This is a genomic window from Vescimonas coprocola (assembly GCF_018408575.1).
In the GTDB taxonomy this organism is placed as follows: Bacteria; Bacillota; Clostridia; order Oscillospirales; family Oscillospiraceae; genus Vescimonas; species Vescimonas coprocola.
Genome location: NZ_AP023418.1, coordinates 751,450 through 764,911, shown reverse-complemented (window position 1 = coordinate 764,911; position 13,462 = coordinate 751,450). Strand labels below are relative to the sequence as shown.

Genomic DNA, 13,462 nt, shown 5'->3' with positions numbered 1-13,462 from the left:
GAGAAATGCCTAAAAGGATATCAGGCCGCCGTCGGGCAAATTACCCCCGTCCCACGCAGCGGACAAAGGGGACCTCGGTCATGGCCGCTGCGGATGACCGGGCAGCTTCCTCCTGAGAAAAAATTCCCACCACGGCGGATCCGGAGCCGCTCATGCAGGCCGCCCCCGCCCCTAATGTCAGGAGCCTATTCCGGATGACAAAAATTTCACTCTCCGGTGACAGCACCTGTTCAAAGACGTTGCCGATCCGGGAGAAGATCTCCGCCAGATCCCGGCGCTGTAAGGCATCCATCATCCGGCGGGTGTCCGGGTGGACCGCCATCCCCGCCTCATCCAGTCGCCGGTACATCTCCGCCGTGGAGAAGGACACCTGCGGCTTGCACACAACGAACCAGCACTCCGGCAGCGCCCGCAGCGACAGCAGCTGCTCTCCCTTCCCCTGCACCAGCACCGTGCCGCCCCGGACGCAGTAGGGGACGTCACTGCCCAACTCCATGCCCATGCGTTCCAGCGCCTCCATGGGCAGCTCCGGGGCGTACAGCTTCCGCAGGCCACGCAGCACAGCGGCAGCGTCGCTGCTGCCGCCGCCCAGCCCCGCCTGAGAGGGGATACTCTTTTCCAAGGTAATATGCAGGCCATCGCAGGCCACGCCTGTGGTGCGGAAGAACACCTCCGCCGCCCGCCACGCCAGATTGCTCCCGTCGGCGGGGATCGCCGCATCGTCGCAGGTCAGGGAGATGCCCTCCCCTGTGCCGCTCTCCATCGTCACCGTATCGTACAGCGCCACGCTCTGCATCACCGAGACTACCTCGTGATAGCCGTCGGGGCGTCTGGCCCCCACATCCAGCGTCAGGTTCACCTTGGCGGGTGCCAATTCTTGCCGCTTCATGCCGCTCCCTCACTCTCCTTGTTCTCTCGATGATTATATCACAAGTCATGCGGAAATTCCATAGTGAGAAGGAAATTCGTGAAAAATGGTCAAGACTCCGATCCAAAAGGGTCGGAGTCTTGTGGTATGACCGTCGAAATGCCGGGCCTTTCTTAAAAGTCTTTGCCTTTCCCGCTTCCGGAGGTGAGGGCATTCCCCTTATGGTTCCCCGCTTTTTGTGGGATGGCGCACACATTGCCGCCCTTCGGCAGCGGGCAGACCGGTGTCTTTCAGGACGCTGGCCCCCGGTTTACGGTATTTCGCTCTCTGGGAGATCAGACCAGTACGACCCTGTGGAACACCTTCTTACCCTTGCGGATGATGACGCCATCGCCGGTGAACTGCTCACAGCCCAAGGCTTCGTCAATGGACTCCACCTTCCGGTCGTTGACGCTGACGCCGCCCTGCTGCACCAGACGGCGGGCCTCGCCCTTGCTGGCGCACAGGCCGCAGCGGACCATCAGGTTCAGAATATTGATCTGCCCGCCTCCCAGATCGTCGTTGGTCAGCTCCGTGGTGGGCATATGGGCGGCGTCGCCGGCACCGGAGAACAGAGCCTTGGAGGCCTGACGGGCCTTGTCGGCCTCCTCGTCGCCGTGGACCAGCTTCGTCAGCTCATAGGCCAGAATGTCCTTGGCCTCGTTAAGCTTTGCACCCTCCCAGCCGGCCATCTCGTCGATCTGCTCCAGAGGCAGGAATGTCAGCATCCGGATGCACTTGAGCACATCGGCATCCGCCACGTTGCGCCAGTACTGATAGAACTCGAAGGGACTGGTCTTGTTGGGATCCAGCCACACGGCGTTGCCGGCGGTCTTGCCCATCTTGTTGCCCTGAGAGTCCGTCAGCAGGGTGATGGTCATGGCGTGGGCATCCTTGCCCAGCTTGCGGCGGATCAGCTCCGTGCCGCCCAGCATATTGCTCCATTGGTCGTTGCCGCCGAACTGCATATTGCAGCCGTTGTGCTGGAACATATAGTAGAAGTCGTAGCTCTGCATGATCATGTAGTTGAACTCCAGGAAGCTCAGGCCCTTCTCCATGCGCTGCTTATAGCACTCGGCCCGCAGCATATTGTTGACGGAGAAGCAGGCACCCACCTCACGCAGCAGATCCACATAGTTCAGCTTCAGCAGCCAGTCGGCGTTGTTGAGCATGACGGCCTTGCCCTCGCCGAACTCGATAAAGCGCTCCATCTGGCGTTTGAAGCACTGGGCATTGTGGTCGATATCCTCCTTGGTGAGCATCTTCCGCATATCGGTGCGGCCGGAGGGGTCACCGATCATGGTGGTGCCGCCGCCGATGAGGGCGATGGGCTTGTTGCCCGCCATCTGCAGGCGCTTCATCAGGGTCAGGGCCATGAAATGACCCGCCGTCAGAGAGTCCGCCGTGCAGTCAAAGCCGATGTAGAAGGTGGCCTTGCCGTTGTTGATCATTTCACGGATCTCTTCCTCGTTGGTGACCTGTGCGATCAGGCCACGGGCCACCAGCTCTTCATAAATTCCCATAGTTGTTCTTTCCTTTCTCCTTTATGTGGGATGTGATCGGGCGCAGGGGGAAAAGAAAACGCCCCCTGTCCGCAGACAGAGGGCGATGTATCATCGCTGTACCACCTCAGTTTCGCCGCTCCCTCACGGAAGGCGGCCTCATGGAGTGCCATCACACTCCGCCGCTGTAACGGGCGGGCCCGACCGTGCCTACTGGCCCGCAGCGGGGCGTTGGGGCGGCTGCTCCGGGATGTATTCGCAGCGGCGCTCCTCTCCTCTTTTCACCGGACAGAGGCTCTCTGGGCAGGCAGCAGGCGCTGTTACTTGTTCCCTTCCTTGCAGTAGTTTTTGTAGTTGCTGTGAGGACATTATAGGGGGTATCGGCGGGTTTGTCAAGCCCTATTCCAGCGTACGCTTGAAATCCTCCGCCGCAGACAGCAGCTCCTCCGCCCCCTCCAGCATGGTGGGAGTGATATGGGCGCCGCCGGTGAGGCGGGCCAGCTCCTGCCGCCGCTGGGCCCGATCCAGCCGCCGCACATGGGTAAAGGTGCGGCCGTCGGTGACGCCCTTCTCCACGGAGAAATGGGTATCGGCCATAGCGGCCAGCTGGGGCAGATGGGTGACGCACAGCACCTGCTTGGTGCGGCTGATGCGGGCCATCTTCTCCGCCACCTTCTGAGCGGCCCGGCCGGAGACACCGGTATCCACCTCGTCAAAGACCATGGTGCCTACCCGGTCCTGCTCCGACAGAACGTTCTTCATGGCCAGCATGATGCGGGCCAGCTCGCCGCCGGAGGCGATCTTCTGGATGGGACGCAGTTCCTCGCCCACGTTGGCGGACATAAGGAAGCGCACGGCGTCCATTCCGGACTCAGACAGGGGCTGGGGCTGGAAGTCGATGGCGAAGCGGATGCGGCCCATATCCAGCTGGCGAAGCTCCGTGAGGATCTGCTCCTCCAGCCGCTCGGCCGCCTGATGGCGGGCCTTGGACAGCTCCTCCGCCGCAGACTGGGCAGCAGACAGGGCCTTCTTCTCCAGCTGCTGCAGGTGCAGCAGGGTGTCGCCGGCGTCCTCGATGGCGTCCAGCTCCTTGGTGCTGCGGTCCAGATAGGCCAGCATACTCTCTACATCCGGGCCATACTTCTTTTTCAGCCGGTACAGCTGATCCAGACGGCCCTCCACCTCGTCCAGCTCCTGCGGGGAGAAGTCGAAGGCGTCCCGCTTGTCCTGCACAGTGTAGGCCAGATCGTAGACCTCGCTGTACACCGCCTCCAGCCGCTGGTACAGCTCCTCGAAGCTGTCGTCCAGACGGCGGATGGGCTCCAGAGCGCTCTGGGCCTGCCGCAGCAGGGCCAGTGCGCCGCTGGTGCTGTCGTCGCCGCTGAGGCAGAAGTCTGCCTCGGAGACGGCGGACATGAATTTTTCGCCGTTGCGCAGCAGGTTGCGGCGGGAGGTCAGCTCCTCCTCCTCACCGGGCCTCAGCTTGGCCCGCTGAAGCTCCTGGATCTGGTAGCGCAGGGTATCCATGCGGCGGGCCTTCTCCGCCTCGTCCATTTGCAGGGCGTGCATCTGGCGACGGATATCCGTCAGCTTGGCGTATTTCTCCCGATAGGCGGTCAGAAGCGGCTCGGTGCGGCCGAAGCTGTCCAGATACAGCAGGTGCTGCTCCTCATCCAGCAGCTGCTGGCCGTCGTGCTGACCGTGGATGTTCAGCAGGCGGCTGCCCAAGGTGCGCAGCTGCGTCACCGTGACGGGGCGGCTGCCCACCCGGCAGACGTTTTTGCCGTCGGCGTGGATCTCCCGCTGCAGCAGCAGTTCCTCATCCCATGTGATGCCCAAGTCCTCCCCTACCTCCGGCGGGATGCCGGTGAAGCAGGCGCTGACGTAGGCCTTGTCGGCCCCGGTGCGGATCAGGTCACGGGAGGTGCGCTGACCCAGCACGGCGCTCAGCGAGTCAATGACGATGGATTTACCGGCGCCGGTCTCGCCGGTGAGGGCGTTGAAGCCCGGCTCAAAGGTGATATCCGCCCGATCGATGATGGCGATATTTTCGATATGGAGCAATTCCAGCATCTGTCATCCCTCCGTACAGGCGCTGTTTCAGCGCAGCATCTCCTTGATCTCGTCGGCAAACTCCGCCGCTGCGGCGTTGTCACGCAGCACCAGCAGAACGGTGTCGTCCCCCGCCAGAGACCCCACCAGATAGGGAACCTCCATGCCGTCCAGCGCAGCGGCGGCACCGTTGGCCAGACCCGGCATGGTCTTGATGACCACCAGATTCTGGGCGTAGTCCACGCTGAGGACACCCTCCCGGAAGATGGTACGCAGGCGGTCGGCAAAGTTCAGCTTTGTCCGATGGGCGGACACGGCATAGCGGTAGCGGCCCTGCCCTACCGGCTCCTTGATGAGGTGCAGCTCCTTGATGTCCCGTGAAATGGTGGCCTGCGTGCTGCGGATCCCCCGCTCCTGAAGCCGTTCCAGCAGCTGTTCCTGTGTCTCCACCGTCTCCTCGGCAATGATCTGCAGCAGATGCTCCTGACGCTGATTTTTCATGCTTTTGTGACCTCCCCGCCCATTTTCTTATCCAGGATCTCGCAGAAGCTCTTCTTGGACAGCCGCACCAGCTTGGTGGTGTATCTGGAGGTGCTGACACGCACCTGATCGTTGTTTTTCAGAGAGAACGCCTTGCCGCCGTCCACGGACAGGTAGACGAACTTGCGGTTGGCGTCCGGTGCCTCCACGGTGATGACGTGCTCCGGCGAAAGGACGTAGCTGCTGGAGCGGGTGGAGTGGGGGCAGATGGGGGTCAGCAGCAGGTTCCGGGCCGTGGGCTCCACGATGGGGCCGCCGGCGGCCATGGAGTAGCCGGTGGAGCCAGTGGGGGTGCTGGCGATGACGCCGTCGCCGCCGACCTTGGTGAGCTGGCCCTCCTCTGTAAAGATATTCAGCCTTACAACCCTTGCAATAGAGCCCTTGGAGATGACAGCGTCGTTGAGGGCGATGTTGTTATACACGGACTTTCCGCCCCGGAGGACGGACACGTCCAGCATCATCCGGGACTCCACGTCGAAGCTCCAGTCCGCCAGATCCCGCAGGCGGTCCAGCTCGTCCACCTCCAGCTCCGACATGAATCCGAGGCTTCCCAGATTCACTCCCAGCACCGGGACGCTGTGCAGCGCCACCGTCCGGGCCAGATGCAGAATGGTGCCGTCGCCGCCGAAGGCGATGAGCAGATCCGCCGAGCGGATCTCCTGATGCAGCGGGGTGATTCGCAGGCCCAGCTCCGCACCGTAGCCCTCCCGCTGGAAGGGCAGGCACACCACCGTCTGAAAATGCAGGGCATCCAGCAGCTTTTTGGCCTCCTTGCACACCCGCAGCTCGCTATCCCGATAGGGATTGGGGCAGAGGATCACTTTTTTCATATCTACTCCTCCTCAGTCCTTCAGCTGACTGTGCGACTCCGCCACCAGTGTCGGTAGGTCAAAGCTGCCGTCCGGCTCATCGCACTTTTTCAAATAGCCAAGATATTCGATGTTCCCCTCCGGTCCACGGATGGGAGAGTAAGTGATTCCAAGCACTGTAAAGCGACTCTCCTTGGCATGGGTCAGGAAGTGCTCCAGCACTTCGAGATGTACAGCAGGGTCCCGTACCACACCTTTTTTGCCTACCTTTTCCCGGCCGGCCTCGAACTGGGGCTTGATGAGGCAGGCGATCTCGCCCCCCTGCCGCAGCAGACCGTACAGCGCCGGGAAGATCAGCTTCAGGGAGATGAAGGACACGTCGATACTGGCAAAGTCCAGTGGATCGGGGATCTGTTCCGGAGTCAGATACCGGGCGTTGGTGCGCTCCATGCACACCACGCGGGGATCGCTGCGGAGCTTCCAGTCCAGCTGGCCGTAGCCCACGTCCACGGAATAGACCTTCCGGGCGCCGTTTTGCAGCATACAGTCCGTAAAGCCCCCGGTGGAGGCGCCGATGTCGGCGCAGATCTTATCGGTCAGGGTGATGGGAAAGGTCTTCATGGCCTTTTCCAGCTTTAATCCGCCCCGGCTCACATAAGGCAGAGCGTGGCCTCGGACCTCGATAGGGGCGTCGCTCAGCACCGCCGTGCCGGGCTTATCCACCCGCTGGCCCGCCACGAACACGTGGCCCGCCATGATGACGGCCTGTGCCTTCTGGCGGCTCTCCGCCAGGCCACGCTCCGTCAGGAGTACGTCCAGCCTTGTTTTATTGCTCATGCACAGCCTCCTCTGCCGCAGCGGCGACGCCCTCAGCGTCCAGTCCGCAGAGATGACGCAGCTCCGCTACACTGCCCTGTGGGATAAAGCGGTCGCCTGTATTTTTCAGCACCAGCCGCCGGGGGGCCATGCCCAGCTGGGCCATCATGGCCGCCACCCGCTGGCCCACGCAGCCGGTCTCCACGCAGTCCTCCAGCACCAGCAGACGCTCCGTGCCGGTCAAAGCCGTGCGGATGGTCTCCGGGGACAAAGGGGCAATGGTGCTGAGCTTCAGCACCTGAGCGGAGATACCCCGCTGTGCCAGCAGATCGGCGGCGGACAGGGCTTCGTTGATGAGGGTGCCGTAGGTCAGGAGGGTGATATCCGTCCCCGGACGCAGGCAGGCGATGGCCTCATCGCTGCGATCCTCCTGATAGGCCCCCTCCCCGCCACGGGGATAGCGCACCGCCACGGGACCGGTCTCCTCCTGCACCGCACGGCGCAGCATGGTCCGCAGCTCGGCAAAGCTGGCGGGGCAGAACACCTTCATGCCCGGCACCTGCGACAGGTACATCACGTCGAAGCAGCCGTGGTGGGTCTCGCCGTCAGCCCCCACCAGTCCGGCCCGGTCCACCCCCAGCACCACATGGAGCCCGCTGAGGGCCACATCATGCAGCAGCATATCATAGCCACGCTGTAGAAAGCTGGAGTACACCGCCAGCACCGGCACAAGGCCCTGCTTGGCCATGCCCGCCGCCGTGGCCACGGCGTGGCCCTCGGCAATTCCCACATCGAAAAAGCGGCTGGGGTAGGTCTTGGAGAATTTCGTCAGCCCCGTACCGTCCACCATGGCGGCTGTCAGGGCGCAGATGCGGCGATCCTCCCCCGCCAGTCGGGTCAGTGTCTCACCGAACACGGAGGAAAAACTGGGTGCGGCGGGCTTGCCGCTGCCGGTACGGACATCGAAGGGTCCGATGCCGTGGAACCGGCCGGGATCCGCCTCGGCGGGGCCGTAGCCCTGCCCCTTCACCGTGTGGACATGGAGCAGCACCGGACAGTGGAGATCTTTAGCCTCCCGCAGCATCCGGGTCAGCTGGACCACATCGTGGCCGTCCACCGGCCCCATATACGTAAAGCCCATGTTCTCAAACAGGGTGCTGCCGGGAAGCAGGGACTTTTTCAATGCCGTTTTCACGTCGTGGCTGACGGAATAGAGCCTCTGCCCCGTCTGGGAGGACTCCAACACCTGACGGTAGCGCTTTTTGAAGGCGTAGTAGCCGGGCTTGCTGCGCAGGCGTGACAAATGCCGGGACATCCCGCCCACATTGGGGTCGATGGACATCCCGTTATCGTTCAAAATCACGATCATAGGCTCGTGAGAGGCCCCGGCGTCATTCAGTCCCTCGAAGCTCAGACCGCCGCCCAAGGCTCCGTCGCCGATCAGGGCCAGCACCTGATAGTGCTGATGCAGCAGCGTCCGGGCCCGTGCCATGCCCAAGGCCACGGACACGGAGTTGGAGGCGTGGCCGGCGATGAAGGCATCATGGGGACTCTCCCACGGCTTGGGGAAGCCGGAGAGGCCGTCCAGCTGGCGCAGGGTGCCAAACAGCTCCCGCCGCCCGGTGAGGGCCTTGTGGACATAGCACTGGTGTCCCACGTCGAACACCAGACGATCCTGCGACGTGTCGAATACCCGGTGGATGGCCACCGTCAACTCCACCACGCCCAGATTGGACGCCAGATGCCCGCCTGTCCGTGACACCTGCTCCAGCAGGAAGGTGCGCAGCTCACGGCACAGCAGGCGGGCCTGTTCATCATTCAGTTTCCTCACATCGGAGGGGTCATGTATCTGTTCCAACAGCAAGTTGATCGCTCCATTTCATCGGTAAAGATGCAGGGTATGCATGAGCCGGGCCACCCGGTACACCACGCCGGTACACTCGTTGATGGCCACCGTCTTTCCCAGCGCCTTGCCGCCGATGGTGATACCGGAGATCAGCGCCGTCACGGCGATGGAGATAAGAATGGAGGTAGTGCTCAGGTCCTTCTGCAGCTCCACCACGATGACAGCCGCCGTGGAGCCGCTGACGATGCCGCAGATGTCGCCCACCACGTCGTTGCAGAAGGAGCTGACCTGATTGGCGTTTTTCAGCAGACGGATGGCCTCCTTGGCGCCCTTTTCCTTGTGGGCCGCCATGGAGTGGAAGGGCTTGGGGTCGGCGGCGGTGACGGCCACGCCGATCATATCAAACACGATGCCGAGGGCGATGAACACCGCCAGCACGATGATGGCCACGGCGTAGCCGGTCCCCTCCAGCGCAGTGGAGGAGAAAAAGCTCAGCAGCGCCGACAGCGCCACCGCCAGCAGAAAGACCCGCAGCGCCCAGCTGCAGCCGCTTTTCTTCTTGTTCTTACTCTTGCTCTTTCCCTTATTTCTATCGGTTTTATCGCTTTCGCTCAAAGGAATATCCCTCTCTTTGCTTTGCAAAAATATAGATGCTTCATAAGAAAATACTGAACAGGGCAGCGCCGAGGGTTAATCTTGCGGCTTAGGTACGGGTAGGATTTCCCCACAGCACACCTCTCGTTGCCGATCAGGCGGTTTCCCGTTCGGTGCTGCGCCATGATGTTACCGGTCATGAAACCCGACTGCCACTTAGTCCGCACTGCAATCCCCCCTGCGCCCCTGTGGGACAGCCTAGGTGATTTCCACAGCAGTCAAACCGTCTCTTAGCCTCTTTTGCAGGCAGGGTTTCGAGAGAATCAACACGCTGCCCCTGGCCAGGGGCAGTGGTGCTTCCACTTCCCTATCTACCCTACCCACGCAAGGCAGGCTACTCTGCACACAGCGTTCACGGCACAAGGCCGGGTAGCACCGCATTGCAGGTTCATAATCTGCCTCGTACACAAGTCGCTTGACCACAAAGGGAGTACGCCTGTGCACAACAGCAGGTCTCCACAGAGGCAGGGTCGGGTCCTCCATGCCATTGGAGGGCGCCCCACCACCGCAGATGCGGGGGCTCCCGCATCTCCTCCCAGCACCCACCCCAAACTGGGCGTAAGCAGCAGGCACCAGGAGTTTCACAGTTGTGCCCTTAAAAGGATTTTTAGGCCCTTCTTAGAAGACGGCAGATCTGACTAGGATACTGCGCCGCTGTTCAGTGATTCAATATATTATCATACTTCCGCCGAATTTACAACTGATTTATGCAAGATATTCCGTATATTTTAAGTCATCCGGGGAAAAATCGGCCGTTAAGAAATTTACAAGCCCCGGAGGAAGGGCCTCCGGGGCTTACCTTACCTCACCGACAGACGGCGGGTCAGTGCCTCATCCGGTACGGCGTAGATCGTCTGATAGGTGGTATAGACTACCATGCCGGGCTTCCCCCCGGCGGGCTTTTTCACGAATTTCACCGGGGTATAATCCACCGGCACCTTGCCGCCCTCCCGGCCCTGAGAATAGTAGGCGGCCAGCGAAGCGGCCTCCTCAATGCTCCGGCGGTCCGGCTCTGTGCCGCCGGTGCAGAGGATCACATGGGAGCCGTGGATCTTTTGGGTGTGGAACCAGATATCCCGGCGGTCGGCGTCCTTGCACGTCAGCTTGTCGTTCTGACGGTTGCTGCGGCCCACCAGAATTCGCAGGCCCGCCGTGGAGCGGAACTCCCGTGGGCGGGAAGCCCGCTGGAAGCCGGGCTGTTTCTTGCCCCGGCCCCGAAGGTAGCCGCCCTCCGTCAGCTCGGTACGGATGTCGTTGAAGTCCTGCTCCAACTCCGCCTGCTGTAGTTCCTGCACCACGCTCTCCAGATAGGAGAACTCCTGCCGGCCCTTTTCCAGCTGCTCCGTCAGGATGCGCTCCGCCGTCTTGGCCTTGGCATACTGCTTGAAATAGCGGGCGGCGTTCTGCTGAGGCGTCAGCAGCGGGTCCAGACGGATATCCAGCTGGGGGCAGCCCTCCTCGTAGTAGTTCTCCGCCGTCAGGTGGGTCATGCCCCGCTCCAAGCGGTAGAGATTGGCGGTGATGAGCTCACCGGCCAGTCGCAGAGGCTCCCGGTCCTGTGCGGCGGCGTACTCCTTCTCCTGAAGGGCCAGCTTCCGGCGGACACGATCCCGTGCGGCGGTGGCGGCCTTCATCAGATCCTGCCCCTTCTGGCGAACACGGTCCGCCTGTTCCCGGCCCTGATAGAAGTCATCCAGCAGTTGGGCGAAGGTGTCGTAGGTGCGGCAGGTGACCGAGGGTCCGTACTGGGTCACGGGGAAATAGGAAAAGTCCGCCGGTCGGCCCTCACGCTCCAGCAGCTGCGGGAGAAAGCGGCCCTCCTGCACCTGCTGCTGCCATGTGTGGAAGGTCTGCCACAGGGCATCGGGTTCGGCGCTGCGGGCGTCCGTCTCGCCGCAGGTGCGGCAGACCAACTCCCGTGCCAGCAGAGGCGGAATGGCGGTGAAGGTATCCATGAGCCAGCGGTCCAGCGGACTGTCCTCCGGGCGCCGGGCCAGCAGGCGGCGGAAGGCATCCTCCTCCGTCGTCAGCGGGTCGCACTTATCCTGACGGGGCGGCAGGTGGTAGTAAAGCCCCGGCAGTACCTGACGCTGCTGGGACATCTCGAAGTCCACCCGGCGCAGGCAGTCCACGATGCGGCCCTCCCGATCCACCAGAATGAGGTTGGCGTGGCGGGGCATGGCCTCCAGGATCAGGCGGTAGTCGCTCTGCTCCCCCAGCTCGTCCACCGCCCGGACGGTCAGCGTCACCACACGCTCCAGCGGCTCCTGCTCCAGACGCAGCAGCCGTCCCCCGGCCAGATGCTTCCGCAGCAGCATACAAAACATGGGGGGCTGGGCGGGGTTGTCCCGCAGCTGCTGGGTCAGATGCAGCCGGGGCTGGCTGGCTCCGGCGTTGAGCAGCAGGCGCCGCCCGCCCCGCAGCAGCAGGATCACCTGATCCCGTGCCGGCTGCTGGATCTTCTCAATGCGGGCATTTTCTATCTGTGCGGCGGTCTCACGGACCACGGCCTGCATACAAATGGCGTCCAGCGGCATATTATTCCCCCTCCATCATCACGGCGAACAGCTGCTCCACCCGGTCGTGGCGGCCACTGAGATGCAGCCAGCCCAGCAGCGCTTCCAGCGCCGTGGCCTGCTGGTACTGCGCACGGCTGGCGTGGGCGGGAATGGAGTGGACGTTAGCGTTGCGACCCCGGCGGAACACCGCCTGCTCCTCCTCTGTCAGCAGGGGCAGAATGCGCTGGGCCAGCTCCGCCTGCTTGGGGGCGCACACCAGCGCCACCGTGGCCCGGTGCAGGCCCTTGCCAGTGGCCTTGCCGTGGGCGCAGAGCCATGTCCGCACCAGCAGCTCATACACGGCATCCCCCATATGGGCCAATCCGATGCTGCTGATGCCCCGGATCTGATCCGGCGGCAGCTGTATGTGAAGGTAGTCGGTCATATGCGTTATCTCCTGAATCTATATATGTGCTTCAGTGTATCACAAAGCAGGGTGAGATGCAAGCGCACCGGCGGAGAGGGCTTTTTCTCCCAAAATTTTCAATACCCCTTGACTTGGTAGGTTAATCCTGCTATACTACTAACATACCAAAATGGTAGGTAAATCTTTTCAGGAGGAATCCCTATGATATACGCAGATAATGCCGCTACCACCAAGATGAGCCCTGTGGCGCTGGCCGCCATGCTGCCGGCGCTGGAGGACAACTACGGAAACCCCTCCAGCCTGCACAGTGTGGGCCAGCACGCCGCCGAGCTGCTGCAGAGCGCCCGTGAGGCCATGGCCCGGTGCCTGAACTGCAAGCCCCGTGAGATCCTCTTCACCTCCGGCGGCAGTGAGGCCGACAATCAGGCTCTGCTGTCCGCTGCGGAGCTGGGACGGCTGAAGGGCAAGAAGCACATCATCTCCACCGCCTTTGAGCACCACGCCGTCCTCCACTCCCTGAAGCGTCTGGAGAAGCAGGGCTTCGAGGTGACGCTGCTGCCGGTGGGCCCCACCGGCACCGTTACCGCCCAGCAGGTGAAGGAGGCCATCCGGCCGGATACCTGTCTGGTAACGGTGATGTACGCCAACAACGAGATCGGCAGCATCCTCCCCATCGAGGAGATCGGCGCCGTATGCCGGGAGGCGGGCGTGCTGTTCCACACCGACGCCGTACAGGCGACGGGACATCTGCCCATTGACGTCAAGGCCCAGCACATCGATATGCTGAGTCTCTCCGGCCACAAGTTCCACGGCCCCAAGGGCGTAGGTGCTCTGTATGTCCGGCAGGGCGTACCCATCACCAGTCTCATCGAGGGCGGCGCACAGGAGCGGGGCAAGCGAGCCGGTACGGAGAACGTCCCCGGCATCGCCGCCATGGCCGCTGCGCTGGAGGATGCCTGCGCCCACATGGAGGAGAACCGGGCCAAGGTGACGGCTCTGCGGGACAAGCTCATTGCGGGGCTGTCCCAGATCCCCCACAGCGCTCTCAACGGCGACCCGGTGAACCGGCTGCCCGGCAACGTCAACTTCTGCTTCGAGGGCATTGAAGGCGAGTCTCTCCTGCTGCTGCTGGATGATGCAGGCATCTGCGCCTCCTCCGGCTCCGCCTGTACCTCCGGCTCGCTGGATCCCAGCCATGTGCTGTTGGCCATCGGGCGGCCCCATGAGGTGGCCCATGGCTCCCTGCGGCTGAGCCTCAGCGAGTGGAACCAGCCCTGGGAGATCGACCACATCCTGCGGGAGGTTCCCCGTGTGGTGGCGTATCTGCGGTCCATGTCCCCGGTATGGAAGGATCTGGAATCCGGTAAGAAGCAATTCATGCTGTAAGCGTTGATTTAGTGAAAGGAGTACT

General features: G+C 62.5%; 11 protein-coding genes and 1 other annotated feature. Of the genes, 1 reads left to right on the top strand and 10 read right to left on the bottom strand.

The window, feature by feature from the left end; all coding sequences use genetic code 11:
• Positions 1-40: 40 nt before the first annotated feature.
• The 10 genes from ispE to KJS28_RS03725 form a co-directional block, all read right to left on the bottom strand.
• Positions 41-889: a 4-(cytidine 5'-diphospho)-2-C-methyl-D-erythritol kinase gene (ispE, locus tag KJS28_RS03770; protein WP_213541797.1), complete on the bottom strand. Its 849-nt coding sequence runs from the start codon at positions 887-889 to the stop codon at positions 41-43.
• Between the two features lie 314 nt (positions 890-1,203).
• Complete coding sequence (tyrS, locus tag KJS28_RS03765) at positions 1,204-2,430, bottom strand: tyrosine--tRNA ligase (RefSeq protein WP_213541796.1); 1,227 nt, start codon at positions 2,428-2,430, stop codon at positions 1,204-1,206.
• Positions 2,431-2,505: 75 nt separating this feature from the next.
• Positions 2,506-2,755 (bottom strand) — a binding site (T-box leader).
• Between the two features lie 53 nt (positions 2,756-2,808).
• Positions 2,809-4,482, bottom strand: coding sequence for a DNA repair protein RecN (recN, locus tag KJS28_RS03760; protein WP_213541795.1), 1,674 nt, complete (start codon positions 4,480-4,482; stop codon positions 2,809-2,811).
• 27 nt (positions 4,483-4,509) lie between these two features.
• A complete protein-coding gene (gene argR / locus KJS28_RS03755; RefSeq protein ID WP_213541794.1) occupies positions 4,510-4,962 on the bottom strand; it encodes an arginine repressor in 453 nt (150 codons plus the stop codon).
• Positions 4,959-5,831, bottom strand: a complete 873-nt coding sequence (locus KJS28_RS03750; RefSeq protein ID WP_213541793.1) for an NAD(+)/NADH kinase — start codon at positions 5,829-5,831, stop codon at positions 4,959-4,961. Before KJS28_RS03750 ends, argR begins: the two co-directional genes overlap by 4 nt.
• A gap of 12 nt (positions 5,832-5,843) precedes the next feature.
• Positions 5,844-6,647 (bottom strand): TlyA family RNA methyltransferase, encoded by an 804-nt coding sequence (locus KJS28_RS03745; RefSeq protein ID WP_213541792.1) that lies wholly within the window; start codon positions 6,645-6,647, stop codon positions 5,844-5,846.
• Positions 6,637-8,484 carry a 1-deoxy-D-xylulose-5-phosphate synthase gene (dxs, locus tag KJS28_RS03740; RefSeq protein WP_324614760.1) on the bottom strand — a complete coding sequence of 616 codons (1,848 nt, stop codon included), beginning with the start codon at positions 8,482-8,484 and terminating at the stop codon, positions 6,637-6,639. Before dxs ends, KJS28_RS03745 begins: the two co-directional genes overlap by 11 nt.
• A 21-nt stretch (positions 8,485-8,505) precedes the next feature.
• On the bottom strand, positions 8,506-9,087 hold the full coding sequence (locus KJS28_RS03735) for a DUF21 domain-containing protein (protein ID WP_228298436.1): 582 nt from the start codon (positions 9,085-9,087) through the stop codon (positions 8,506-8,508).
• Between the two features lie 839 nt (positions 9,088-9,926).
• The gene (locus tag KJS28_RS03730) at positions 9,927-11,663 is read right to left on the bottom strand and encodes an Rqc2 family fibronectin-binding protein (RefSeq protein WP_213541790.1); all 1,737 of its coding nucleotides are present in this window, start codon (positions 11,661-11,663) and stop codon (positions 9,927-9,929) included.
• A gap of 1 nt (position 11,664) precedes the next feature.
• The gene (locus KJS28_RS03725; protein WP_213541789.1) at positions 11,665-12,069 is read right to left on the bottom strand and encodes a Mini-ribonuclease 3; all 405 of its coding nucleotides are present in this window, start codon (positions 12,067-12,069) and stop codon (positions 11,665-11,667) included.
• Positions 12,070-12,252: 183 nt separating this feature from the next.
• On the opposite strand from KJS28_RS03725, the gene nifS reads away from it, so the two are divergent.
• Complete coding sequence (gene nifS, locus KJS28_RS03720; protein ID WP_213541788.1) at positions 12,253-13,437, top strand: cysteine desulfurase NifS; 1,185 nt, start codon at positions 12,253-12,255, stop codon at positions 13,435-13,437.
• The last annotated feature ends 25 nt before the right edge of the window (positions 13,438-13,462 follow it).